This window comes from Chryseosolibacter histidinae, from assembly GCF_018598225.1.
GTDB lineage: Bacteria > Bacteroidota > Bacteroidia > Cytophagales > Cyclobacteriaceae > Chryseosolibacter > Chryseosolibacter histidini.
Genome location: NZ_JAHESF010000043.1, coordinates 1 through 26362, shown reverse-complemented (window position 1 = coordinate 26362; position 26362 = coordinate 1). Strand labels below are relative to the sequence as shown.

Below are 26362 nucleotides of genomic sequence, written 5' to 3'. Positions count from 1 at the left end.
ATCCTGCATTAATCCTGTAAATCCTGTAAATCCTGGTTTATCTTGGGGCCTGTGAATTTTGAAGAATATCTGATCGGCAAAAAAATAGATGGCCCGGCCTTTTCAGCGGCTGAGCCGGCGCTGTTCGAGGTGTGGAAAAAAGAATTCGAGCAGATGCATGTTAACAGCTTTACCGTTCAGAAGCTGAACCTCATCAATCCCGTAAGGCGAAAATATCCGCTGAAGGAGCCTGTTGCGAAGGTTGTTGAAAAAGCTGTTGAAAAAACTCCGGATACACCAGCTGCACCGGCATCAGCGCCATCACCTGCAAAGCCTGGTAAACCCGTCATTAAACCAAAACCGAAATTCAACTGAGACCATGTATAAAAAACTTCAACCCGTTTTAGAAAAGGAACTGAATAATATCCGCGAAGCCGGATTATTTAAGAAAGAAAGGATCATCACTACGCCACAGGGCGCTGATATCCAGACCAACGGAAAAGAAGTTATCAATTTCTGCGCAAACAATTACCTCGGGCTTTCTTCACATCCCAGGGTAATTGCCGCTGCCAAACATGCCATCGATACGCACGGCTTCGGCATGTCGTCAGTGCGGTTTATCTGTGGCACACAGGATATTCATAAGGAGCTTGAAAAGAAGATCTCCGACTTCCTGGGCATGGATGACACCATTCTTTATGCGGCGGCTTTCGATGCCAACGGTGGTGTATTCGAACCGTTGTTCGGTGCGGAAGATGCCATTATCTCCGATGAGCTGAACCACGCCTCTATTATTGATGGCGTGCGACTCTGCAAGGCGATGCGTTACCGCTACAAGCACAACGACATGGCCGACCTTGAGAAGCAGCTCCAGGATGCCAGGGCGGCCGGGGCAAAACAAATGATCATTGTGACGGATGGTGCGTTCTCCATGGATGGTACCATCGCCAGGATGGATCAGATCTGCGACCTTGCCGATCGTTTCGAGGCACTGGTGATGACTGACGAATGTCACTCCACGGGCTTCATCGGAAAAACCGGGAGGGGTGTGCCCGAATACCGGAATGTCATGGGCAGGGTAGACATCATCACCGGCACACTGGGCAAGGCACTGGGTGGCGCCTCTGGTGGATTCACTGCCGGAAAAAAAGAGATCATTGAAATGCTGCGTCAGCGCTCAAGGCCCTACCTGTTCTCCAACACGCTGGCACCTTCCATTGTTGGCGCTTCCATCGAAGTTTTCAACATGCTTTCGGAGACCACGGCATTGCGCGACAAGCTCGAGCAGAACACAAAATATTTCCGTGAAGAAATGACGAAGGCCGGCTTCGACATCAAGCCGGGAGAGCACCCCATTGTTCCCATTATGCTGTACGAAGCTCCGCTGGCCCAGCAGTTTGCAGAAAAATTACTGGAGAAAGGCATTTACGTGATCGGGTTCTTTTACCCGGTGGTAGCCAAAGGACAGGCCCGCATCCGCGTGCAGATCTCCGCAGCGCATGACAGGCATCATCTCGATCGTGCTATCAAAGCCTTTACAGAAGTGGGAAAAGAGCTGAAGGTGCTTAAATAGTGCACAGTCGATAGTCCACGGTCCACGGCAGTATTTCCCAGTGGTAAAGGTTTACCCCGCGAAATCGGTGTCGCATTTGCTCTTCCCCATGGCGGGAAAAGAATTCCACGTTTTATTTGATGCCGAAATCCTTTTTCTTCTTTTGCACGATCTCGCCCATTCTGGAGGTGTCTTTGGCCAGTAAGCCGAAAGCGGGATCAACGTTCTTCGAAGGAAAAAAATAGATCGGGTTGCGCTTGCCCCTGATCTTGAGCTTGTAGACGTTAAAGTAGGGGATGAGCTTCAGTGATTTTACTTCAGGCCAGTCGAAGCGCATGTTCTTATCGCCTTCGATCACCACGATCTTGTTCTTGCCGACGGCCACCCGTTTGATCTTGTCGCTGATGAGCAGGAAGATCAAAAAGAAGATGAGTCCCAGTGTGATGAACACGAGCGCCGTAAAAAAATTCTTGCTGTCGAAGCCAAAGCGCATCAATATCGTAGTGGCTACCAGCCACTGAACAAAAGAAAAGCCGAGGAAAAAAAACTTCGCCAGATAAAATTTTACGGGGTTCGCTTCTACCATCATGTGTGTTGCATCAGGTTGGTGTTAAACTAATTTACGATTTATTTTTTAAAATGTTATACAACCCTCGTGCCGCTTTTTAAAGTCGCGAGCCGCATCGAGGAAAACCGCAACTGCTGGAAACTGGCGGCTCATTGCTCGCAGCTTATTCTTCTATCACTACGGGAAAATCCTGTCCCCGCGAAAAAGTATACGGGTACTGCGGTTTTCCTTTCAGCTTGCGGGTGATCTCGGGCACCTGGTCATCTATGAATGATTTTAGCTCGTAGATTGTAACCTTTCCGTCTTTGGGTGCTCCGTCAGCCTCACCCTGCAACGCGCGGATGAGCACATAAGTAAAAAGCCCATGACCAAGCTCTGTGAACTCGGCGGCAAACTGCTCGCTGCCGGCAGAGGCCATCACGTGGATGCCCGCGCTTCTTGAGAGCTGCGCGATGGCCTTCTCTTCACTGGCCCCCCTGTTGGCCAGCAACTCAACCGATCCGCCCGACTGACACGCATCCATAATGATCAACTGTTTCAGCGCCCTGATCCGGCTGAATTTCTCTTGTAAGGTTGCCGCCTCGATCGCCTCACGGTTCAGGGAAGAGGCGTCATAGAGCCGCAATGTTTCTGTGGGAATAAAGTAGAACTGGTTGTCTACCATGCTGCCATGCCCTGCATAATAAAAGATGAACACATCTTCAGGACTTATTTTTGCCGCCAGCTCGTCAAGCTTCGACAGGATCTGGTCGCGTGTAGCCTGCTCATCGTAAAGTGTATAAAGCTCGATCGATTTAAAGAGGTTCACACCCTTTTCATCCATCACCTTGCTGAACGAAGCCGCATCGGGCTTGGCATAGTTCAGGCTCATGCGCGGATTTTTATACTGGTTGATGCCAACAGCCAGCACATGACAGGTGCTGCTCTTCGACGCATGGTCTGAAAAGATCTCGGCGCTCTGCGGATCTGACTCCAGCCTGTCTTTGTTGCTCGCCGTTGCCGTGAACGTGTTGGATCCGCCCACCAGGTCTACAGGATGTTTGAGTGTAAAGGTCTGCCCTTTGCCCGAGGGAAGCTTCAGCGCCGCAGGATCGAGCGCAACGCTTTTTCCGTTGTGATAAACCTTGAGACTGGCAACACCGCTGCCGTTGTCCGTTACCCGAACCAATACGTCTGCCTTTCCGGGTGCTGTCTGAAGCACGGCCACCTTCACTGTTGGCGGCGGTGAATCTGACAATTTTCCCTGGATGCCTTTCAAATCAGAGCCGCCGCCCCTGTTCTGGAAGATCCTGGGCAACAGGTCGGGCCTGTAGAACTCCTGGAAGAACTGGTCTACAGAATAGGTCTTCAGCCCGCTCACAAAATGAATGTACTTGCGCGCATCATCCGTTCCGTTGAAATATCCGTCAGGGTTCTTCACCATCCAGTCTGCTTCGCCCAGGTGAATGTGCTCGAAGAATTCCTGCCCCGAAGCGATGTCCCAGAACTTGGTTACGCCGTCTACGCTGTGGCTGATAAGCATCCGGTTGTCGGGGCTGAACAGCAGCGAGGTAACTTCGGCTTTGTGTCCTTCGAAGGTTCTTACGGTTTTAGAGGTAGCGGGGTCCCACACTCGGACCACGCGGTCGGCACCTGCCGAATAAATGTATTTTCCATCGGCGCTGAATACAGCCGTGAGCACGGCCCCGCGATGCCCTTTTAATTTTTTGGTCATCAGTCCTGTGCCCACATCCCACAGGCGAATGCTGCCATCCCAGCTGGTGCTCATCAATGTTTGCTGATCGTTGCTGAAGCGGATCGACGAGATCACGTCCGTGTGCCCTACAAAATTTCTTACCACTGCTCTTGTGTCGATCTCGTAAAGCTGGAGTGAGTTGTCGAGACGCGCGGCAACCAGATAGAGATCGTTCGGATGGAGCAGGATGTTGTAAGCCGCATAACTTTCAAACTCGATGTAGGTAAGCAGCTTGCCCGACTCCAAATTATGGATCTTCATGGTAGCGTCCCAGCTCGAGGAGGCTACGAGTGTTTCGTCGCTGTTGAAGTGTATGTCGAAGATGGGCTCGCGATAGGTTTCGATCACTTTTAAAGAATCGCCCGTTTGCATGTCCCAGAGAATGATCCTGCCATCGCCGCCACCGGTCAGGAGTTTTTTTCCGTCGGCAGACAGGTCGTAGCAGAGCACAGCTTTCTTATGGCCCACAAATTCCATCACGGCTTTGCCGCTGGCGATGTTCCATTGTTTTACTTTCGTTCCGAACTTGCCCTTGATCAGTGTTTTCCCGTCTCTGGAGATGAGCAGGTTATTCTTCAGCCGTACATATTTGGCGATGGCCGACTGCCAGTAAAAATTCGGATCGTAATTCAAACCGCCCTGGTCGCGTGAGTTGAGGAACCCGGTAAGGACCAGTGTTTTCTTTTGCGTGGAGTAGTTCCATGCGAAGGCCGTGTTGTTGTCAGACGTCAGCAACAGTTCTTTGCTGTCGAGCGTGAACTGTGTTCTGTGAAATTCTGCCTTCTCTTCTGCCGGCAGCGTGGCCACCATCCTCCCCGATGCTTCTTCCCACACCATGGCATTTTTTTCGGTGGTGCGGGCCACCCATTTGCCATCGGGGCTAACAGCAATTCCCGTAAGGTCTTCCGTTTTTTCTTCGTACACCTTCAGCAGTTTTCCATCGGCCAGGTCATATTTCCTGAGGGGGCCATTATGCGAAGCCATAAACACAGACTTGCTGTCAGGGCTGAAGGTGAGCATAGTGGCACATCCGCCGCACCAGCCTTGTTCATACTGAAAGGTGTGCACCTTCTGCCAGGAAGCTGTTTTGTAAATATTGATCAGGCGGTTGTCTTCACCCGATCCCAGCCACTGGCCGTCAGGGCTGATGGCGAGTGTGACACCGAAGCCGCGGCTTTCGTCTGCGTTGACGGGAAGCCTCACGATCTTTTGTCGTGTTCTTAGGTCGAACACCGTTGCTGAATCCTGGTCGCCGGAGCGATTGTATCCCGCGGCCACAAAAAATTTCATGCGGGGATCCATCACCACATCGGTAATAATATCTTCGGTGACCATGGTGTGCAGCGCTTTGCCTGTGGCAACGTCCCAGATCCTTACGGTCTTATCATAGCTGCCGGAAAGCAACCATTTACCGTCGCGTGAAAAGGTGATGTTCGAGACCGTCATCTCGTGACCGAGAAAACTTCTCACTTCGCGGCCTGTGCGGGTTTCCCACAACTTGATAGACTTGTCTTTGCTTGCCGTGGCAATGAAAGCGCTGTCAGGACTTACGGCAATGGCCACTACTGCCAGCTCATGGCCTTTTTGTATCACGGTCTCAAGCGTTTGGGCAGACGACTGCCACGCCAGGGCGAGCAGCAGCATTGGTATGAATTTGTTCATGATAACGAAGGTTGATCTTTACCTCTTATGATCTTATGCCGGGGGAAGAAGTAAAAGAAATATTGACAAAGCTAATCATATCCATTGTTATTGGAATCATTATCGGTGGCGAGCGCGAATACCGCAACAAGTCCGCGGGCCTGCGCACCATCATCCTGATCTGCCTGGGCTCGACGCTTTTTACGATCCTTTCATCGAAGATCGGCGACGCGATGGGGGCTTCGCGGGTGGCGGCCAACATCGTAACGGGTATCGGCTTTCTCGGTGCCGGGGCCATCATGCGTGAGGGGCTCACCATCTCGGGTCTGACCACCGCCAGCACCATATGGGTGGCCGCAGCGCTCGGCATGGCAGTGGGTGCGGGTGAATATGCGCTGGCCTTCTACAGCATGGCGCTCACGTTCATAGTGCTCACGGGCTTTGGATACCTGCAGCAGTTTTTCTTTCGTGTGCTGAACAGGACCATCGAGCTGCACCTCACGCTCGAGTATTCCAACAACAAAATAGAGCTCATTGAAGACCAGATGAGAACGCTCACGCTTAAATATTACAGGAAGAAAGAGTTCCGCAAAGACAACCGGGCGCTTTACCAGTATGATGTGGTGGGTAAGGAAAAAAACCTGGCAAGCTTTATGTCGTTCCTGAGCCGGTGCGAGCTTGTAAAAAGTTTTAACTATTAGAGGCGTGATTCGCTTTCAGCTTCCTCCTGTGGTATCTCTTCCCAGTTTGCGGGTTCAGCCTTATGCAGATAATCCACGATGCGCTGCTCCACTTGTTTGAGCTTGAGTCCCCTGAGGTATTTTCCGTTCCTGGCCAGGATCAGGCGCCCTGTTTCTTCCGATATGGCGAGCACCAATGTGTCAGTGTTTTCAGACATGCCCACGGCAGCGCGGTGCCTCAATCCGAAATGTGCGGGGAGGTGGTCGTTCTCGCTGACAGGCAGGATGCAACGGGCCGCTTTGATCCTTCCTTTATAGATGATCACGGCGCCATCGTGAAGCGGGCTGTTCTTGTTGAAGATCGAAAGCAGCAGGCGTTTGGTAACCTGGGCGTTGAGGGGGTCGCCCGTCTCCACGTAAAATTTCAGCTCAACATCGCGTGAGAAAACGATCAAAGCGCCGGTTTTGGTGGCCTTCAGTGTTTTGGCGGCTTCGATCACCTGGTGAATGTCGAACTCATCGTGATAGCTGCTGCGCCAATTGGAGATACTTTTAAAGATGTTTTCCCTGAACTCTGTGCCCCGGCCGATCACCAGCAGGAATTTTCTGATCTCGGGTTGAAAAAGAATGATCATGGCCAGCACGCCAACGCCCATGAACTGCCCGAGAATGGTGGCCAGCAGCTCCATCTGGGCCGCCCTCACGATCAGGTAGATCAGATACAGCGCAAGGATGCCGAGAAAGATATTGACGGCAATACTACCGCGAATAAGTTTGTAGATCTGATACAACAGAACGCTGACCAGTGCAATGTCAATAAGGTCTACCCAGCTTACCTCCAAAAATCCGATCCTGAAAAGAAATATCATGCTTAAGCAAATGTAATAAGGGTGTCTCTAAAATCCGTCATCCTGCAGGAGCACTATCGAAGAATCACCATTTTGTTTTCTGAAGCGGGGATTCTTCTCTGCCAGCTGCAGGTTAGAACAATGAAGGGATCAGCCGGGATTGTTTCTCAACGCGCCGATCAGCCTGATGACCTCTGCACATTCCTTCACATCGTGCACCCGCAGTATGTTGGCACCGTTCATAAGCGCAACGGCATGCAGGGCTGAAGTTCCGTTCAGGGCTTCTTCGGGTTTGATACCGAGCGTTTTCCACACCATCGATTTGCGGGAGAGGCCGGCAATCACAGGACGGCCCGTGATCTGCAGATCGGCCAGGTGATTGAGAAGCTGAAAATTCTGTTCCCTTGTTTTGGCAAAGCCGAAGCCGGGATCGATGAGGATGTCTTTCACCCCAAGCGCGGTAAGGGCGAAGATCTTTTGGTGAAAATAGCCGATGATCTCCTGCACCAGGTTCACATATTGTGTGAGGCCTGCCATGGTCTGCGGATCGCCCCGCATGTGCATCAGTATGTAAGGTACTTTGAGGGCGGCAACGGTCTGAAACATGTCGGGGTCGAGCTCGCCGCCGGAAATATCGTTGATCACGCCGGCACCTTCACTGATGGCAGCCCTGGCAACACTGCTCCTGAAGGTGTCCACAGCAATGGCTGCCTGCGGAAAATGTTTAACGATGGCCCGAATGGCCTGAAGCACGCGGTCAGTTTCTTCATCGGCGCTGACGTCTTTTGCCCCGGGCCTGGTAGAGTAGCCACCCACGTCTATCAGGTCTGCTCCCTCTGCCAGCATTTTCCCGGCCTGTTGCAGGACCTGCGTTTCTGTTTGCACGCGGCTGCCACTGTAAAAGCTGTCTGGGGTAACATTGATGATGCCCATGATCCTGGGGGTATCAAGATTAATCAGCCGGCCGTTGATGTTGAGTGTTTTGTTTGTTGAAAATCCTGTATTTTGCACCGTTCAGAATTATGGTCGAGAAAACTGCTGTCGAATATAAAGAGGTAATTGCCACCTGCAAAGCCCTGTTTGAAAAGAAGACCCGCGATTATGGAACTGCCTGGCGCATTTTGCGGTTGCCCTCCATTACAGACCAGATCTTCATCAAAGCCCAACGCATCCGCAGCATCCAGGAAAAAGGTGTGCAGAAAGTAGGCGACCCGGTGAAAGACGAGTTTGTAGGCATCATCAACTATTGCATCATAGCCCTTATACAGATGGAGCTGGAAGCATCGCAGCAGATGGACCTGAAGTTCGAGGAGCTGGAAGCACATTACGACAAAGCGGTTCAGGAAACGTTCGACCTGCTTCAAAACAAGAACCACGACTACGGGGAAGCCTGGCGCGAGATGCGGGTGACCTCCATCACCGATATCATCCTGATGAAGCTCCTGCGCGTGAAACAGATCGAAGATAACGCGGGCAAGACGCTGGTGAGCGAAGGCGTAAAGGCCAACTACCAGGATATGATCAACTATTCCGTTTTTGCATTGATAAAATTGAAAGCATAACAAGATGTTCAGAAAAATCGCAGATCAGTTCTCAAGATTCTTCATCGGTATCCTTTTTATCTTTTCGGGGCTCATCAAGCTCAACGATCCGGTAGGTACCAAGATCAAAATGGAAGAGTATTTCGAAGTTTTTGCCGAAGACTTCGGATCATTCTTTCATTACCTGATCCCCTACGCGCTGGAGATCGGCATGATCCTCGTAGTGCTGGAGATCGTGCTGGGTGTTGCCGTGCTCATTTATTACCGCATGAAAGTGACCACCGTGGTGCTGCTGGCCCTCATGATATTCTTTACTTTCCTCACGTTCTACTCGGCTTATTTCAATAAAGTAACAGACTGCGGATGTTTCGGTGATGCTATCAAGCTCACCCCATGGGAATCGTTCACCAAAGATGTGGTGCTGATGGTGTTCGTGCTGCACCTGTTCTGGTACAGAAAACATTATCAGCCTGCGCTCAGAACCCTGGAAGGCCATGCCGTGGTAGGTGCTGTTACACTGATCAGCTTCTTTCTCGGTGTCTACGCCATCAGGCACCTGCCGTTCATCGACTTCAGGGCCTATAAGATCGGCAACAACATTCCGCAGCAGATGCAACCGGCCGAACAACCCGTTTTTGAATATGTGTTCATCCGGAAAGATAATGGTGAAGAAGTGCACTCGGAGAAATACCTGATGGATACCACGCTGTACAAGTATCAGAGCGTGCGCCAGACCAACGAAGACAAGACCAAGGCCAAGATCACAGACTTCGCGGTCACCAGCGTTGAAGGTGAGGACGTGACCCAGCAGGCATTTGAAGGCAATAAACTTTTCATCATTATCTATGACGTATCGGCTGCGTCCGCCAGCAACATTGACAAGATCCGTGACCTCGCGAAAGCACTGGAAGGAAAAGTGGACGTGATGGCGCTCACGGCATCCGGCGGAGAGGCATTCGAAGCGTTCAGGCATGAGCACCAGCTTGCTTTTCCTTACTATTATGCGGATGCCACCGTGCTCAAGACCATTGTGAGATCTAATCCCGGCATTACACTCTGGGTAAACGGAAACGTAAAGGGCATGTGGCACCACAACGATACGCCCACTGCCGACGAAGTTTTGCAATTGATCAACTGACATCTCGCAGCTCGTAACTCGCCCACTCGCAGCTATGAAAATTTATCTCATCGGCATGCCCGGTTCCGGCAAAACGACGCTGGGAAGAGAAGTTGCTGCACACCTGGCGATGGAGTTTGTAGACCTTGATGAAAAGATCGAAGCCCGTGAGCAAAAGTCTATTCCCGAAATATTCTCGCAGCATGGAGAGCCGTACTTCCGCCAGGTTGAGTCAGCGTTGCTGCACGAGTGGGCTGCCTCCGCAAAAAGTTTTGTGATGGCCACCGGTGGAGGCGCTCCCTGTTTTTTTGATGGGATTCAAGCGATCAACGCCACCGGCATCAGCATTTTTCTAGACGAGTCTATAGACGAGTTGGTGAAGCGTACAGAAAAGAAATCGGGCCGGCCGTTGCTTCAAACTGCTGACGAAACAGAGCTGAGAAACAGGCTCACCACTATCCGGCAGAACCGGTTGCCGGTTTATCAGAAAGCGAGCGTTGTGTTACAGAAAGCCGATCTTCAAGCTGTACTGAAGGCGTTGCGTATGTAGTCGTCAGAGGCAAGTTTGAAATTTAAAGTTTAAAGTTGTTGGGTCCCTCAACTTTAAACTTCTAACCTGAAACCTGGAACTGTCTACCCAACTACTCTATCGTAAACCCAAACGTAAGCATCCCCATCATCGACCGGTTTTTCAGCGAGGCTGCCGGGCCTGATCCATCGAAGAAAGTGTAAGGCTGGTAATCGTATCTTTTGCTGCTGCTGTTCACCAGGGCAAAATCGATAGAAAAATCTTTGGTGCGGATGCCCACGCCACCGCTGATCGACGTGATCTGGTTGTTGGAGGTGATGTTATTGCGGTATGTATTGGCGAGCACACCGTATCCGGCGCGTACCCGGTAGATCTCGTATCTGAACTCGGCACCGATGTGGTAGTTGATCACGGGTTCATAGTTACGGCGAATGCTTCCATTCTCGTCTGTGTAAGTTATACCCGGCGTGTCTGATGTGTACTTCGCTTTCGCGGGATTGACCATCTCGATGTCGCCGGAGATAAATCCATATTTGGATATGAATGCAACACCCGCATTGAACTTCAGCGGTGTGGTAAGGTTGTAATCTGAAGTCACGACATCGGTATGCGGACGGTCAGGATCGTTGACGTTGTCGCCCAGGATCTCTTTACCGTCGCCGAAGTAATCGAAGTTATCCCACCGTGTGCCCATGGAAGCGCTGTAGGTCTCTGAGATGCTGTAAAATGTTGGCGTCACAAACGATACGCCTATTTGCAGAAAGTCCAAAGGCCTGGCAATAGCCCCGAAGGTTGCGTTCACGCCTGAGCCGCGGATGTCGAGGTTTTCATTCAATTGAAGGTAGTACAGGGTATCCTGATCGTTCGGGTTGCCGGGTAAAAAATCTTCGGTAAATGTCTTCTGGGATTTGTACCGGATAGATGCTATCCCAACGCCGGCGCCGAAGAAGAATCTATCCGAAATGTTGGCACCGTAAGAGAATGTCCATTGATTGGAGGCCCCTTTCACCAGGATCTCTTCCTGCTGTTTATCAGGGTATCCTGCATCGGTAAAGTATTCGTCATTCGGTCCGGGCGGATCCAGGATCGACTTCGCTCCGATGAGGTAATTGTAATAAGCAAGTCCTGTAGGGCTGTTGTAATGACGGCCTCCTTCCTTAAACTGATCGGTGGTTTGGCCAAAAGCCTGATCGATAAAATAATCGATGATAGAGCTGTCGTCATTCTTTCCGCTGTAAAGCGTAGCGTTGTTGAAGTCGTTGATACGTGAGAAGCTGATGCCGAACGATCCGCCCAAAAAAGCGCCGTTGTCTTTAGGCATGTGCCACACGAGGCTGAGACCGGGAATGTTGAACACCGTGCGGTTATCGTCAGTGGAATTGCCGAAATAATTCGCTGAGGTATTGTGCGAGCTAAGGCCCGTGCTGAAGGTGAACTCGGAGCGGTTGAACATTCCCAGGCCGGCGGGGTTGGAGAGGCCTGAGCTGTAATCACCACCCAGTGCTATCTGGCTTCCACCCAGTGCCTGGATGCGGGCGCTGCCGGCGGGCCTTGTCCTGCTGAAGAGCAACGCGGTTTCTGCGTAGTCTTGTGCAAACGCAACGGAAAAATTAAGCAATACAAGAGCTGTCAGGGCGATCCTGAAAATTTTTCTTGACATAAAAACAATTAGATGATGCGGTTAATCTCTACCCCTGCTTCTGCCGTTACTTCCTCCTCCCGATCCTGAAGAATGGCTCCTGGTAGCGCCTCCACTGTTTCCAAATGAACTGCTGCTGCGGGACGGTGCTGAATAATCGGAGCTACGGTTGTTCCAGGAATTATTGCTGTTGCTATTATTCCAGGAATTGTTGCTGTTGCCCCATGAGCTCGAGCGGTTGTTTTGCGTACTGCTCCGTGTATTGGCGGGCGCTGAGTAATCTGAATTTGAACCGTTGTATCTCCACGAGCGGTTGTAGTATTCATTCTGCGTACGGCCGCTGTTTGAAACCCGTCCGTTGGTAACATCGTCTCCGGAAGTTCTCACCATACCTGTCCTTGACCTGGAAGCGTTGCTGCGATCCGTCACCATATTGCTTCCACGGAGCGGACGCTTGCCATAAGAGTGATTGATGCGGTCTCCGGATTCCACTACAACCACACGGGTAGGATAGTAGCCATAGCCTCCGCCCCATCCAAAGTTGCTATAGTAGGGAGAGTTCCAGTAAGATGAATATCCGTAATAAGGATTCCATGCCCAGGGGTTGTTGTAGTAAGAATTGCAGCTCCAGCAGTTACCAAAGCCCATATTCCATCCGTAGTTCCATGAGTTGCCCATATAGTAGCTAAATGAGCCAGACCAGCCTGACTGATAATAAGGGTTGGACCAGGGGCTTCCCCAGGCGTCGTAGTACGATCCGTAATAAGGGCTGTTCCATGAATTGATGCCGGAACCGAAGTAGTTGGGAGCATACCATGAGTTGCCATACCAGTTGTTAAAGTTGTTATTCCAGTTATTGTACTGGCTGCGCTGGTTGTACTGGTAGTTGCTTACGAAATAATCTTCGTCGTCTTCCTTGGCCGTTTGCGAATGTGAGCGCGAAGTATATTCCGGATTCACGTTGCGGGCAGAGTAGCTGTCGGTGGGATTGAAATTCTCTTCCGCCGGCTCGGACGCTTTGGTTTTTTTAGCGGATGCGTAAGCTAGCTCACTGGTCTTCTGCGCTGCGCGGAGCTTCGCCCGGTCTTTCGAGTTGAAGTACATGTCGTCCTGCTCAACCTGCGCGAATACACCGCCAACTCCCATGAGCAGTATAAGAACCGATAGAATGACCTTGATTTTCATAGCGTGTGATTTAGCTGTTATTAGCTGTTAAATACGTTAACGATATTCGCCTAAAAAGTATTCTCTAAACTACGAAATATAATCATGATTTTTTGATTCCGGGGATGGGCGGCCAAAGATCAAAATCGCCGGTTGCAAAGATCATTGATCAGACAAGCCTTAAATCCTGAGAATCCCGATTATATTTGCCGTTCAGTAAAACGGTTATACGCAATAATTATACCAGTATGGGCAAAGAGATACCTGCTCGAAACGAAGATTACTCCTTGTGGTACAATGAGTTAGTAAAGAAGGCAGACCTGGCTGAACACTCCGAGGTTCGCGGCTGTATGGTGATAAAACCCTACGGATACAGCATCTGGGAGAAGATGCAGCAGGCGCTGGATAAAATGTTCAAAGACACCGGGCATTCCAACGCCTACTTCCCCTTGTTTGTACCAAAGAGCCTCTTCGAAGCTGAAGAGAAGAACGCAGAAGGCTTTGCCAAGGAATGCGCCATCGTGACGCACTACCGCCTGAAGACCGATCCTGAGCACAAAGGCAAACTGATGGTTGATCCGGAGGCGAAGCTGGAAGAGGAGCTGGTGGTGCGGCCGACCAGTGAGGCCATCATCTGGAATACTTATAAAAAATGGATCCAGTCATACCGTGACCTGCCCATCCTCGTCAACCAGTGGGCTAACGTGGTTCGCTGGGAGATGCGCACGCGCCTGTTCCTGCGCACGGCAGAATTCCTCTGGCAGGAAGGGCACACCGCCCACGCTACCGCCGATGAAGCTGTACGCGAGACGGTGCAGATGCTCGATGTGTATGCCGAGTTTGCCGAAAGCTTCATGGCCATGCCCGTGATCAAAGGCAGAAAGACGGACAGCGAGCGATTCCCCGGCGCCGTGGATACCTACTGCATCGAGGCTATGATGCAGGATGGAAAAGCGCTGCAGGCAGGAACATCACACTTCCTGGGACAAAATTTTGCAAAAGCTTTCAACGTCAAGTTCACCAGCAAGGAAGGCAAGCTGGAAGATGTGTGGGGAACATCGTGGGGTGTAAGCACACGCCTGATGGGAGCGCTGATCATGGCCCACTCTGATGACGACGGCCTCGTGCTGCCGCCCAAGCTGGCCCCGATCCATGTGGTAATCGTTCCGATCTTCAAAAGTGACGAGGAGCTGAAAAAGATCACTGAAAAAGTAGACCAGATCTCAGCCGCGCTGCGCAAGCAGGGCTACGCTGTGAAGTTCGATAACCGCGACACGCACAAGCCAGGATTCAAGTTTGCCGAGTGGGAGCTGAAGGGTGTGCCTGTGCGCCTTGCCATCGGGCCGCGTGATCTCGAGAACGGCACCGTTGAAGTGGCCAGACGCGATACGAAAGAGAAACAGGTGATGAAGCTCGATGAAGTTTCTGCGGCTGTTCCCAGGTTGCTCGATGATATTCAGCAATCGATCTATCAGCGTGCCCTCGGATACAGGAATGAGCACATTACGAAAGTTGAGACCTACGACGAGCTGAAAAAAGTGCTCGATGAAAAAGGCGGCTTCGTATCGGCGCACTGGGACGGCACCCCTGAAACAGAGGCAGCCATTAAAGAAGAGACCAAAGCCACCATCCGCTGCATCCCGCTGGATGTGAAAGAAGAAGCTGGCAAGTGTGTATACTCCGGCAAGCCGTCTAACAAACGCGTACTGTTTGCCAGGGCCTATTGATCATTTGCACAGTGAAGTCCTGATTATTGACTATTTTTGATCTGATCTGAAATTATGCTCATGTGGATCATCATCATCGCCCTGCTCGTGATCGGGCTTTCGCTCATCATCGTAGAGCTGGTGTTTATTCCAGGTACCACCGTGGTGGGATTGCTGGGATTTATTTTTTCAGTAGCAGGCATCGTGATCAGCTACAAACATTTTGGCGCAGACGTAGGTTTTTACATTCTGCTGGGGATGTCTGTCACCACGCTTTTTGCGCTCTTTTACAGTTTCAGGGCAGGCTCATGGACGAAATTTTCATTGAAGACCGCCATCGACAGCAAGGTCAACGAAGGCATGCTGGCTGCCCTGCAGGTTGGCGATGAAGGTGTAACTGTTTCAACCCTGCGCCCCATTGGCAAAGCGGAATTTCAGCATCAGCAATTTGAAGTAAAGACGTCCGGAGATTATGTGGAGAGTGGTATACGCGTCCGGATCACCCAGATCCTGTCTCACCAGGTGATCGTAGAACCCATTAACTAAATTTATATCATGGAAAGCGTAGCGCCACTCATTCTCGTCTTAGGCAGTATCATCCTCTTTTTCATTTTCCTGTATTTCGTACCCGTAAACCTCTGGATCACGGCTTTGTTCTCCGGTGTAAAGGTGGGTCTGTTCGACCTCGTCTTTATGCGTATCCGGAAAGTGCCGCCGCGGGTTGTGGTCGACTCGCTGATCACAGCAACGAAGGCGGGCCTTCAGATCTCATCCAACGAGCTGGAGACCCACTACCTGGCAGGTGGTAATGTACCCAACGTGATCCGCGCGCTGATCTCGGCCGACAAAGCAAACATCAACCTGAGCTTCAAGCAGGCCACGGCGATCGACCTTGCCGGCCGCGATGTGTTCCAGGCAGTGCAGATCTCTGTAAACCCGAAAGTGATCACAACACCTAAAGTTGCCGCAGTGGCTGCCGATGGTATTCAGCTGATCGCCGTGGCGCGTGTTACCGTACGTGCCAGCATCGCCCAGCTGGTGGGTGGTGCAGGTGAAGATACCATTCTCGCACGCGTTGGTGAAGGTATCGTGTCATCTATCGGTTCTGCCAAATCTCATAAAGAAGTGCTGGAAAGTCCTGACAAGATCTCCAAGCTTGTGCTTTCGAGGGGTCTCGATGCCGGCACAGCATTTGAAATTCTTTCCATCGATATTGCTGACGTCGACGTAGGTGCCAACATCGGTGCCAAGCTTCAGATCGACCAGGCTTCTGCCGATCTGAAAGTTGCCGAAGCCCGTGCCGAAGAGCGCAGAGCGATGGCAGTAGCGCTCGAGCAGGAAATGAAGGCCAAGGCACAGGAAGCCCGCGCCAAGGTGATCGAAGCCGAAGCAGAGATCCCCAAAGCCATCTCCGATGCGTTTGTGAAAGGCAACCTGGGTGTGATGGATTATTACAAGATGCAGAACGTACAGGCCGACACCGGCATGCGCCAGGCCATTTCAGGATCAGGACAGTCGGGGGCTACGAAGAAGGAATAGAACATTTTGATCGTTATAAAAAAGGGGCCTTGGCCCCTTTTTCATTTATGTCCTGGCTTGGAATGTGATGCCTTGTTCTTCAAAATTTCATCACTTCCCACACAGCCTTTTTCAGGGCGATATAATGACCGTGGTGGGTGTCATAGATGAGGCCGTCGTAGATCTGAGGAATGGTGCTGACGCCGTGGAGATTGAGCAATCCGAATTTGCCTTCACGCTGGATGATGACGTAGCCGTTGTTCAGGTCGGTGATCCTGTCGAACTTGGGGTTGATGATCATTTTGCCAGCGGCATCGGCCAAACCCCAGAGGCCATTCTGCAGTACCTGGAATCTTTTGCCAGGCAAGGTGATGATGCTATCGTAACGTACGGGCAGCAGCAGCTTGCTACTGGTATCGACAATACCGAAAAGATTTTTCTGCTTCACCAGGGCAAAGCCATCGCGGAAAGCGGAAACCTCGTCATACACGGGTTGGATGGCGATCCTGTCTTCGTGATTGATGAATCCCCACCTGCCCCTGATCTTCGCTGCCGCCAGTGTGCCGCTGAATGCCCTCACATCTTCATACCGGTTGGCTATGCGCAGCCTTCCCCGACTGTCGATGAAGCCATAACGCTCGTCTTTCCTGATTGCCCGAAGGCCTTCGCTTTCAGGAAACACCTCTTCAACATTTTCAGGCTGCAGGGAGCGGTCAACGATCACGCCGTTCATGTCGATCTTCCACACGATGCCGGAAGGGAGATGTTCCAGCAGGTGACCATTCCGGAGCTCGAACGGGTTGTTGGTGAAATAGATGATCTGTCCGCCGGGAGATTTCAGAAAATTTGTTTTCGGCGCAAGCTCGAGATAACGGTCGTCACTGATCAATTGAAGCCGGTTCGGTTGTGGCGTCACGATCCAATCCTCCTCCGTGCTGATGATGCCATAACTTCCCTTGAATTTGACCACAACACGCTCCTGATGCTGCTGCACAATGGAGTCGTGAACACAGGCAACGACCTCTTTTCCGTTTTGATCGATGAGTCCCCAGAACCCGCGGTGCTTTACGGGAAAATAACGCCCGTTATAGGGGCCGATGTGATCGTAGTTTTTTACGGTCAGCGCTTTGCCGGCTGAGTCCAGCACCACCCACCGGTTATTGTTCTCTTTTGGAAGGCATGCCCTGATAAAGGGAGGGTCCATTACAAGCGAGCTGTAAAGTGGCTTGATAATTACGTTGCCCTGCAGGTCGATGATCCCGGTGCGGCCGTCGTTCCTGAAAAAAGCTTTTCCGTGTTTGAATGATCCTACCTTTGAAAAGAACCGGGGATTCACCGGATTAAAATTCAGGTCTGTGAGCTGTGATCGTCCTCCCGTCTGTACCTTGAGCCTGTCTGCGCTGATCACGGTGATGGAATCGGCATTGAACTGTTTCAACAGTTTGTTCTCGCCATCGAGCCACAACCAGGCGTCGGCCTGGCGCGCGCTGATGCTGCCGTCGTCGTTGATCCTGATCTCACGGTAGGTGGGCTCGAGCTTTAACTGGCCCTGGCGGTCGATCAGACCCTGACGCTGGTTCTGGTAAACCACGGCGTAGTCTTTTTTATAGGTAGAGAGGCTGTCGATCATGAAGCTGGTGATCTGCTTGCCGTCTTCTGAAAAAATAGCGGTTTTATGATCGAAGTTCTCCACGCCGTAGCGCAGGCTTCCCAATGGATAGATGTTCTGATATTGGATGGGAATGAGCAGCTTGTTCTCAAAATCAATGAGCCCATGCCTGAACTGATGTCCATTCTTCTGGTAGACAATGGCGCGGAAAGATGTGATCCGCAGGCCGTCGTATTGAAAGGGGATGACTTCCTTGCCCGAAGTATTGATGCAGCCGGCCTGGATGCGAACAGTGCCTTGGATTTTTTTCCGGGCCACGATCATGGAGCCTTCGCCGGGTGAAAGATCTGTGTATTCCGGTTTTGTAATGCGGTTGTTCTGAATATTGATGAGTCCCCACTGCCCATGGCTCTGGTACCCGGTAACATTGTTCACAAGCGAGAACTGGCCATTGCTCCAGCCAATAGCTTCATACTGGGCCGGGATCAGCACTTCGCCCTGCTCATTCTTCAAGCCTACCTTCCCGTTTTCTTCAAATACATTGAAATCGCCGCCTTTAACACTGCTGAAATAGGCCTGAAGGGTATTGCCGTAGAGTTTGCCGGAGGAAGCTAGCAGGGCCAGGTAAAATAAAAAAATACGACACACGCGCTCCATCGGAAAGCAAAGTTACATTCACTTCATGAAATCCTGAGAATTTTTATAAAATTTGTGGTGTTTTTAAGACAAACGTAGTACCCGAATCGACAACCGGTGTTCTTCATCCGGCCGCCGGTCCGGTCACCCCAAAATCCGATAAAATGTACATTGAACAACTTTATACAAACTGTCTGGCAGAAGCAGCCTATTACATCGAATCCGAAGGCCAGGCGGCGATCATCGATCCTTTGCGGGAGACTGAACCTTATACGGCACTGGCAGAAAAAAGGGGTGCCAGCATCAAATATGTTTTCGAAACCCACTTCCATGCCGATTTTGTATCGGGCCATATCGACCTTTCACGCAAAGTGAATGCACCCATTGTCTACGGACCTCATGCCCAAACCCAATACAAGGTCTACAACGCGAAGGATGGTGAGGAGTTTGTGCTGGGAAAAGTAAAAATAAGAGTGCTTCATACTCCCGGACATACACCTGAATCTTCGTGCTACCTGCTGATCGATGAGAATGGAAAAGAGCACGCCATCTTTACGGGCGATACTTTGTTTGTGGGCGACGTGGGAAGACCCGACCTGCTCGATGGTGTGATGAGCCAGGAAGAGCTGGCTGGCATGCTTTATGAATCGCTCAACAAAAAGATCAAGACCCTGCCTGACGATGTGATCGTTTATCCCGCCCACGGACCTGGCTCAGCCTGCGGAAAAAATATCGGCAAGGAAACTTTCTCCACCATCGGCGAACAGAAGAAGCTGAACTACGCGCTGAAAGATATGAGCAAGGACGCGTTCATCGAAAAAGTGACCGAAGGTATTCTTCCTCCTCCCCAGTATTTTTATGAGGATGCACGGATCAACAAAGAAGGTTATGATCCGCTTGAAAGGATCATCAGTGAGAACACAAAACCTTTATCGGTTGATCAGTTCAGGAAGGCCGTGAAAGAAGGCGCCATCATTCTCGATACCCGCACCGCCGATGATTTTGAAAAAGGATTCATTCCCGGCGCGATCAACATAGGCCTCAACGGACAGTTTGCCGTTTGGGTGGGCACCCTGATCGATATCAATAAAAAACTGGTGTTGGTCACCGAAGCAGGTAAGGAGCAGGAGTCGGTGCTTCGTCTGGCCCGCGTTGGTTACGAGAACGTGATCGGATACCTCGCCGGTGGTGTAGCCGCGTGGGATGAGAAACCCGAGACCGTGAAGAGCATTACGGCAGATGAGATGAAAGATGCAACGAACAGTGATGTTGCCGTGCTCGACGTGCGCAAACATGGTGAATGGAACATCAGCCATTTGAAAGATGCCTCGTTCCTGCCGTTGTCCGAATTCCCGAACAACCTCGAAACCCTCGATAAGAGCAAACCCTTTATCGTTCACTGTGGCGGTGGCTATCGTTCGATGACGGCTATCTCCATCATGAAGAACAAAGGATTCAGCAACCTGATCAATGTTTACGGAGGCTTCGGTGCCATGCAGAAAGCAGGCTTGCCGATCGTAAGCGAAGAGGTACCAGTGTAAAGAAGAATTTAGAATATAGAATTTAGCATGTAGAATGATGCTGGGTTCCCTATGCTAATTCTAACTCCTAATGCTATATTCTTTTCCTTATTCCAGTTTCTTGTGAAAATAGAGCGTGTAGTCCGGGAGTAATTCCGGGTGCGCGATCTTCACAAGGTCTTTCAAAATAATATCGGGTCTCAGATAGCCCAGCTCCATAAATTCACTTCCTCCCTTGGCACCCTTGCGGGCATCGTAAGTGTATACCTGCTTTTGCTGGAACGCCTTGAACTTCGCATAGCGATGATCTTTCATCTTCAGCTCTTCGAGTGAGCTGAACGTTGCCACGCCGATCCAGAGGTCGGCATTCCGTGCTTTTTCGTAGATCGATTCGAAGCTGAGCTCGAGATACCCGTGTGATGGATCTTCTCCCCACAGGTAGTTGCAGCCGGCGTCCTTGAGCAGCTTCGAAGCATAGTTCTGGCCACCGGGAAGGAACCACGCATCGCCATACACAATACCACTGAGAACAGTTGGCTTTCGTTTGGTGGTGTCGGCATACGCTTGTGTCTCCAGATAATTTTTTTCAATCTCCACGAAAAGAGAGTCCGCCATCTTCTCCCTGTTGAAGAACATCGCCATGAACTTGATCCACTCGGCTCTTCCCAACGGATGTTTTTCAAGGTACTCGGCGTTGACGATCACGGGCACACCAAGATCTTCTACTTTCTTCAGCTGGCCGTAATCGCTGCTCAGGGTGTAGCCCATCACCACGTCGGGTTTGAGCGATGCAAGTCGTTCAAGATTCAATCCTTTATCGATGCCAAGCTCCTGGATCTTTCCTTCATCGATCCGCTTGCGCATTTTTTCAGAGCTGATGTAGTCGGTGGTAGGGAATCCTACGAGCTTGTCGGTCTCGTCCAGGTAATCCAGCAGCGGAATGTGTGTGGTGGACGTGCAAACGATGCTGCGCAGTGGAATAAAGATCACCCGCGTATCAGGCTCGTGCTCAGGTACAGCTTCGCCACGCGGCACCAGCAGGTATTTGTAACCCGATGTGGCGCCCTGATAAGGATATGTAACCTCCACCAGTTTGCTGTTGCCGAGCAGCGACATCTTAAAACCTTCAGCATACCGCAGGTTTAGTGATGTCGGGCCGGGTGTTGAAACTGCGGATTGCGCTGTGTCTTTTTGTTTGCAACCCAGGCAGAGCAGCATGAGCAGAAGAGGAATGGAGAAGTGTTTCATGAACGCAATAATAGTAAATAGTCCACAGTCCACCGTCGACGGTCCACGGCCGAGGGAGGTAGTCGTCAGACCACTGCGCACTGACCTGCGCGCAAGTCAGTGGTCCGACGACTTTGCACTCCTGCTGTGGACGGTGGACCGTCGACTCAACCCTTAAATCGAAGTAATAAATACGTTGTCTCACACTTCTTGTATTTGAGCACCCGGTAGCTTATGTTTGTTCCCGGAAATACGGTTTTTCTGCCGGGTCATCTGGCAGAGAATTAAAAGGGAATACCGGTGAACCTGAATTGCATCAGAGATTCCGGAGCTGTCCCCGCAACTGTGATCCACGTTTTGTTGCTGGCCATCTTAATGCCACTGTTTCGTCGCCGGAAAAATTACCGGGGCGTATGGGAAGGCGCCAGCAATGTGGAGAGCCAGGAGACCTGCCTTATATCCTTTAGGTAATCAGAGCTTTCGGGTGAAAGGCTGAGGTTGTAGTCTGATCCTTCGGCATCTCGCTACACATCACTTTTAACGCAGGCTTTGAATGAAGTTAAACATCTTCTATTCAAAGTGATGAGATCATTTTTATGGCTTGCCGGCCTTTGCCTGGCGGCGTCCGTGGCGTTCGCGCAGGAGAGAGATACTACTTACCTCAAAGAGGTGGTGGTGTACGGCCTGCCTGTTACGTCTTACGCTACCGGAGCGAAAGTACAGAGGATCGTCTCGGGTGAAAATGTGTCTACACTGGCCGACGGGCTCATTGGCGAAGCATCGCTTTACCTGAAAACATATGGCAACGGCCAGCTCACCACTATCTCATTGCGTGGCACCAACGCTTCGCAGACAGCCGTGCTGTGGAATGGCGTCAATATAAATTCACCTACGCTCGGTCAAACAGATTTTTCGCTCATCCCGCTCTTTCTCTTCGATGAAGCCACCCTGCATTATGGCACGGCCAGTTCACTCTATGGCAGCGATGCTATTGGTGGAAGTGTGATGATGGGACAAGCTGCTCCTGTGTTCGGAAAAACTTTTCATGCAGGACTCTATCAACAGGTTGGGAGCTTCGGAAGGTCGGCCACCGGAATAAAAGCGTCGTACGGAAATGAGCGATTGCATTTTCGTACAAAAGTTTATCGCGCCTATATCCGCAACGATTTTTCTTACGATGCGCCCGCGATAGGCCATCGTAAAAAACAGTCTCATGCATCGGTTACCAATACCGGTTTCGATCAGCAGGTGTACGTCAAACTCTCGGCGAGGCAGACACTCTCAGCGGAGCTGATGTATACCGACAACTTCCGCGAGATCCAACCCGCCGTCACCAACGATCTGGCGAATGAAACCATCGAGGATCGTAATCTCCGTGCTGCGCTTAATTATAACAACGATGCTGCGTGGGCAGTGATCCATGCAACCGCGGCATATGTATCAGCCAATCAGGAGTATACGGATGATGAGCCAAGCACCGTGCGCACCGGCCTGCTCGCGATTCAGGCGAATGCAGACAAGCCACTCGGCGCCCGCAGCAACCTGCGTTTTGGCATCAACTACAATCATTATTCAGCAACATCAGTAGAATACGATCATCTCGGCGAATCGCGTTACGATGCCTTTGCTTCTTACCGGTATGCGATAGCGGCTCCGTGGACCATTAATGTTAACATTCGTCAGTCATTTTTCGACCAGCATTATGCCCCGCTCTCGCCCTCTGTGGGAACAGAAGTACACCTGCGTAAGACGGAGAAAAGCCAACTCACTGTTCGTGCGTTGTCGTCGCGGGGATTCAGGGTGCCAACCTTCAACGAGCGCTACTATATTCCCGGAGGCAATCCGCTCATCAAACCTGAGAAGGCCGTTCACGCTGAAGGTGGCGTCATGTGGTCTGAGAAATTCAGAAATGCCATGGTCAAGATCGATGCTACCTACTATCAGTCGTGGATAGATGAGATGATCGTGTGGATGCCTGCTGTTAACGATGATCTTTGGCCCATTGGAACGTGGACGCCCTCCAATCTTCAAAAAGTGAATGTACGAGGCACTGAACTTTCATTGCGCGCAGAAAATGTGTCGCAACGTGTGAAGGTGGCCGGAGGAGCTTCGTACAGCCTCACACAATCGCTCAATAAAAAAGGCATATCGGCAGACCAGAATAACAACCAGCTGCCCTATGTGCCGCTGCACAGCGCCAATGCCTTCGCGTCAATGTCAGCTCATTCGAACTGGAAGCTCGAGATCCGTTATCAGTACACGGGTTTGCGTCACAGCAACCTGGACAATGTAGATTACCAGGCCCTGAAAGCCTACGGACTCCTCGATCTCTCCGTCGGTAAAAAACAAACCTTCGGCAAATGGTCGGCAGAAGCAAAGATCGACGCGAAGAACCTCGCAGATGTGTACTACGAGAACCTGAAGAACCATGCCATGCCAGGAAGGAATTATGCCATCAGTCTTTTATTCAATTTTTAACACCTATATATCCCCTATGAAAAACACGAGATTTTTTTTGTTTGCGTTGCTGGCCGCGATGTCGTTTACCATTGCCTCATGCGACGATGAAGATAACGCACCCAAAGGCGCCTATGAAGATGGAGTCTTCGTTGTGAACGAAGGAAACTTTTTGCATGCCGACGGCTCTGTCACATTTATCAACCGCTCGAGTGGTGAGGTCAGCAACGATCTCTTCGGCGCCGTGAATGCCGGCAGGATACTGGGCGATGTAGTGCAGTCTATGACCGTGAAGGGAGATATGGCCTACGTTGTGGTGAACAACAGCAACAAAGTGGAAGTTGTCGATGCCAATACTTTTGAAGCGAGCTACACATTGTCTGATCTCAAACTTCCCCGTTACTTCATAACTGTTGGAAACAAAGGATACGTGACTGAATGGGTAAGCTTCGTAGACAAGGGCCGTGTCTCGGTTGTGGATCTGGATAGCCACACTGTTACCGGAACCATTGTTACCGACTATGGCGCTGAGGGTATCGCAGAAGCCAATGGTAAACTTTTTGTTTCCAATAATTTTACCAACACTGTTTCGGTGATCAATCCTGCTACGCTCCAGGTAGTGCAGACCCTGGAAGTTGGTGATTCACCCGGCGTTTTTGTAAAAGACAGCCAGAACAAACTCTGGGTGATCTGCGGCGGCGGATCTGATGCCAACTACAATCCTTTGAACAACGGCAGGCTCGTGCAGATCGATGCAGCCACAAACACCGTGAGCAAGACCATCGAGCTCAACACAAATGTTTCAGATAACCTGGCGATCAACAAAGCGGGCAACCAGCTGTTCTACTATAAAGGCAAGTCTGTGTATCGTGTTAACACTGCGGATACAGCAGCACCTTCGGCACCCCTGCTTACAGAATCGGCAGCCGTTTCATTTTACGGCATAGGCATTGATCCTGAAACGGATATCCTGTATGTTGCCGATTCGAAGGCGTTCCAGGGCAATGGAACAGTGTTTACTTATTCAACGACCGGATCAGCCAAGGGAACTTTCACCGCAGGCATCGGCCCGAACAATTTTGTTTTTAAGTAACATGAAAGAAAATACCGGCAACGAAAAGCAAGACGACGAAGACAAGCTTTATTACATGGAAAATGGCTTCATGGTATTTACCGCGGCCTACCATTTAAAGCGTGGCTATTGTTGCAAAAACGGTTGCCGGCATTGTCCTTATGGATTCAAAAAAGAAAGTAACAATAAGCTGGAGCGGAGGTAAAGACTCCGCTTTTGCTTTATACAAGGTGCTGCAGGCCCGTGAATTCGAGGTTGTGAGCCTTCATACGGTGATCAATGAAGAAACAAAACGCGTAGGCATGCATGGCGTTCGCGAAACATTGATCGAAAGACAGGCCGAAGCGCTTGGTCTGCCGCTTCAGAAACTCTACCTCGAGGGTTCTGAGGATCATGACGCTTATACACGCCTGATGTCGGATTTTTATACGCAATGCATCCGTGAGCATATCCATGCCGTTGTATTCGGCGATATCTTCCTCGAAGACCTCAAGATCTTCCGTGAACAATTATTAAAAAGCTCAGGATTACAAGGGATCTTTCCGCTTTGGAAACAGGACACCCGGCAGCTGATCACAGATTTTATTCATGCGGATTTTAAAACACTGATCTGCGCCGCCAACGCGAAGTATTTTTCAGCAGCCCAGATGGGAAAGACCATAGACGATGCATTCGTCAGGCAATTGCCGGAGGAGGTCGATCCGTGTGGCGAGAACGGAGAGTTCCATACGTTTGTGTACCAGGGACCGATCTTTAAAACACCAGCATCGTATGTTGCGGGCGAGGTGGTGAAAAAAACCTATACCTATCATAAGGCCGATGCCTCCGGAGCACCGGTAAAAATCGAGACCACGTTCCTTTTTCAGGATCTGCTTCCCTGAATGGTGCGGTGATAGGCCGGATCGGGTATGACGGCAGTTCATAAATCCGGGTTTAATTCTTTATTTTTACTTGACTATCACCCCCCTCACATGCGCAAATTCTGGCTCCACTGCTTTTTGAACACATTGTTCACATTCGGTATCCTGGTGGGTTTATCAGGGATCACACAATTGAATATGTTCAACGCGTTCGATCCATTGGGTAAAGCCCTCGGAGACATGGAGCTTTTCGATATTGCTTTCTCCCAGCTTCGCGAAGACCCTCCGATCGATACCAACATTGTGATCGTGAACATCGGCTATCTGTCAAGAGGTGATATCGGCAGGCAGATCATGACGCTGAACCAGTTCAAGCCGAAGGTGATCGCACTCCATATCATTTTCGCCTGTGATGGTGGCTTGCGCGATTCCATCAATTGTCCGCAGGCCTATGATACGCTGAACAACATGATCTTTGCTTCGGCGGTGCAGGGAACACAAACCATGGTGCTGGCTGAAAAGCTGTGGCAGTCCAGGGCCCTGGTAAAAAAATACGGTGATGTTTCCATTTATGATTCCATTGAGCATACAGATGCCGCGTTGAGGGGAGATGCTTACGAAGGATTTGTGAACCTCGAAACCGATGCCGAGCACCAGGAAGACCTGAAAGTGTGCCGGACCTATAATCCTAAGTTGAATGTTTCCGGAACAGACGAGCTTGCTTTCTCCACGATGATCGCCATGCTCTACGATTCACAAAAAAC

General features: G+C 50.8%; 23 protein-coding genes and 1 riboswitch. Of the genes, 15 read left to right on the top strand and 8 right to left on the bottom strand.

The features are described from left to right. Positions 1-51: 51 nt before the first annotated feature. A complete protein-coding gene (locus KK083_RS32695) occupies positions 52-354 on the top strand; it encodes a hypothetical protein (RefSeq protein WP_254169282.1) in 303 nt (100 codons plus the stop codon). A 4-nt stretch (positions 355-358) separates the two neighbouring features. Then, a complete protein-coding gene (gene kbl, locus KK083_RS27025; protein ID WP_254169260.1) occupies positions 359-1552 on the top strand; it encodes a glycine C-acetyltransferase in 1194 nt (397 codons plus the stop codon). 112 nt (positions 1553-1664) lie between these two features. Here the strand turns inward: kbl and KK083_RS27020 are convergent, their stop codons facing one another. Together KK083_RS27020 and KK083_RS27015 are read right to left on the bottom strand one after the other, a co-directional pair. Next, entirely contained in the window at positions 1665-2120 is a 456-nt protein-coding gene (locus KK083_RS27020) for a hypothetical protein (protein WP_254169259.1), read from the bottom strand. A gap of 142 nt (positions 2121-2262) precedes the next feature. Then, entirely contained in the window at positions 2263-5496 is a 3234-nt protein-coding gene (locus KK083_RS27015) for a caspase family protein (protein ID WP_254169258.1), read from the bottom strand. Positions 5497-5558: 62 nt separating this feature from the next. Between KK083_RS27015 and KK083_RS27010 the strand changes: the two genes are divergently transcribed. Beyond that, complete coding sequence (locus KK083_RS27010; protein ID WP_254169257.1) at positions 5559-6176, top strand: MgtC/SapB family protein; 618 nt, start codon at positions 5559-5561, stop codon at positions 6174-6176. Here KK083_RS27010 and cdaA read toward each other — a convergent pair. Then, positions 6173-7024 carry a diadenylate cyclase CdaA gene (gene cdaA, locus KK083_RS27005; RefSeq protein WP_254169256.1) on the bottom strand — a complete coding sequence of 284 codons (852 nt, stop codon included), beginning with the start codon at positions 7022-7024 and terminating at the stop codon, positions 6173-6175. The two genes, KK083_RS27010 and cdaA, sit on opposite strands and share 4 nt — an antisense overlap. Positions 7025-7153: 129 nt before the next feature. Further along, complete coding sequence (gene folP, locus KK083_RS27000; protein WP_254169255.1) at positions 7154-8014, bottom strand: dihydropteroate synthase; 861 nt, start codon at positions 8012-8014, stop codon at positions 7154-7156. Between the two features lie 11 nt (positions 8015-8025). Between folP and KK083_RS26995 the strand changes: the two genes are divergently transcribed. The 3 genes from KK083_RS26995 to KK083_RS26985 are packed head-to-tail and all read left to right on the top strand — an operon-like array spanning position 8026 to position 10211. Beyond that, complete coding sequence (locus KK083_RS26995; protein ID WP_254169254.1) at positions 8026-8565, top strand: DUF1599 domain-containing protein; 540 nt, start codon at positions 8026-8028, stop codon at positions 8563-8565. A gap of 4 nt (positions 8566-8569) precedes the next feature. Continuing rightward, a complete protein-coding gene (locus KK083_RS26990) occupies positions 8570-9682 on the top strand; it encodes a BT_3928 family protein (RefSeq protein WP_254169253.1) in 1113 nt (370 codons plus the stop codon). Positions 9683-9716: 34 nt separating this feature from the next. Further along, the gene (locus tag KK083_RS26985; RefSeq protein ID WP_254169252.1) at positions 9717-10211 is read left to right on the top strand and encodes a shikimate kinase; all 495 of its coding nucleotides are present in this window, start codon (positions 9717-9719) and stop codon (positions 10209-10211) included. A 91-nt stretch (positions 10212-10302) separates the two neighbouring features. Here the strand turns inward: KK083_RS26985 and KK083_RS26980 are convergent, their stop codons facing one another. Together KK083_RS26980 and KK083_RS26975 are read right to left on the bottom strand one after the other, a co-directional pair. Next, a complete protein-coding gene (locus tag KK083_RS26980; protein ID WP_254169251.1) occupies positions 10303-11850 on the bottom strand; it encodes a hypothetical protein in 1548 nt (515 codons plus the stop codon). Positions 11851-11871: 21 nt separating this feature from the next. After that, positions 11872-13014 carry a hypothetical protein gene (locus tag KK083_RS26975; RefSeq protein WP_254169250.1) on the bottom strand — a complete coding sequence of 381 codons (1143 nt, stop codon included), beginning with the start codon at positions 13012-13014 and terminating at the stop codon, positions 11872-11874. Positions 13015-13241: 227 nt separating this feature from the next. Here KK083_RS26975 and proS point away from each other — a divergent pair, with 227 nt between their 5' ends. Genes proS through floA form a run of 3 tightly spaced genes read left to right on the top strand, consistent with a single transcriptional unit; the run spans position 13242 to position 16238 of the window. Beyond that, positions 13242-14720: a proline--tRNA ligase gene (gene proS / locus KK083_RS26970; RefSeq protein ID WP_254169249.1), complete on the top strand. Its 1479-nt coding sequence runs from the start codon at positions 13242-13244 to the stop codon at positions 14718-14720. Positions 14721-14780: 60 nt separating this feature from the next. Beyond that, complete coding sequence (locus KK083_RS26965) at positions 14781-15245, top strand: NfeD family protein (protein WP_254169248.1); 465 nt, start codon at positions 14781-14783, stop codon at positions 15243-15245. 9 nt (positions 15246-15254) lie between these two features. After that, the gene (gene floA / locus KK083_RS26960) at positions 15255-16238 is read left to right on the top strand and encodes a flotillin-like protein FloA (RefSeq protein ID WP_254169247.1); all 984 of its coding nucleotides are present in this window, start codon (positions 15255-15257) and stop codon (positions 16236-16238) included. 79 nt (positions 16239-16317) lie between these two features. Here the strand turns inward: floA and KK083_RS26955 are convergent, their stop codons facing one another. Beyond that, entirely contained in the window at positions 16318-18483 is a 2166-nt protein-coding gene (locus KK083_RS26955) for a WG repeat-containing protein (protein ID WP_254169246.1), read from the bottom strand. A 143-nt stretch (positions 18484-18626) separates the two neighbouring features. Here KK083_RS26955 and KK083_RS26950 point away from each other — a divergent pair, with 143 nt between their 5' ends. Beyond that, positions 18627-20003 carry an MBL fold metallo-hydrolase gene (locus tag KK083_RS26950; protein ID WP_254169245.1) on the top strand — a complete coding sequence of 459 codons (1377 nt, stop codon included), beginning with the start codon at positions 18627-18629 and terminating at the stop codon, positions 20001-20003. A gap of 87 nt (positions 20004-20090) precedes the next feature. On the opposite strand, the gene KK083_RS26945 is transcribed toward KK083_RS26950, so the two are convergent. Continuing rightward, the gene (locus KK083_RS26945; RefSeq protein ID WP_254169244.1) at positions 20091-21230 is read right to left on the bottom strand and encodes an ABC transporter substrate-binding protein; all 1140 of its coding nucleotides are present in this window, start codon (positions 21228-21230) and stop codon (positions 20091-20093) included. Between the two features lie 215 nt (positions 21231-21445). Further along, positions 21446-21680, top strand: a riboswitch (cobalamin riboswitch). Positions 21681-21791: 111 nt separating this feature from the next. Between KK083_RS26945 and KK083_RS26940 the strand changes: the two genes are divergently transcribed. From KK083_RS26940 to KK083_RS26920, 5 genes are all read left to right on the top strand, one after another. Next, a complete protein-coding gene (locus KK083_RS26940) occupies positions 21792-23687 on the top strand; it encodes a TonB-dependent receptor (protein WP_254169243.1) in 1896 nt (631 codons plus the stop codon). A gap of 16 nt (positions 23688-23703) precedes the next feature. Next, the gene (locus tag KK083_RS26935) at positions 23704-24759 is read left to right on the top strand and encodes a DUF5074 domain-containing protein (RefSeq protein WP_254169242.1); all 1056 of its coding nucleotides are present in this window, start codon (positions 23704-23706) and stop codon (positions 24757-24759) included. Continuing rightward, positions 24641-24943, top strand: a complete 303-nt coding sequence (locus KK083_RS32690) for a C1orf53 family protein (protein WP_317195252.1) — start codon at positions 24641-24643, stop codon at positions 24941-24943. Before KK083_RS26935 ends, KK083_RS32690 begins: the two co-directional genes overlap by 119 nt. After that, positions 24861-25619, top strand: a complete 759-nt coding sequence (locus KK083_RS26925; RefSeq protein ID WP_317195251.1) for a Dph6-related ATP pyrophosphatase — start codon at positions 24861-24863, stop codon at positions 25617-25619. Before KK083_RS32690 ends, KK083_RS26925 begins: the two co-directional genes overlap by 83 nt. Before the next feature lie 90 nt (positions 25620-25709). Then, positions 25710-26362: CHASE2 domain-containing protein (locus KK083_RS26920; RefSeq protein WP_254169240.1), on the top strand; the 653-nt coding region annotated here is incomplete at its 3' end.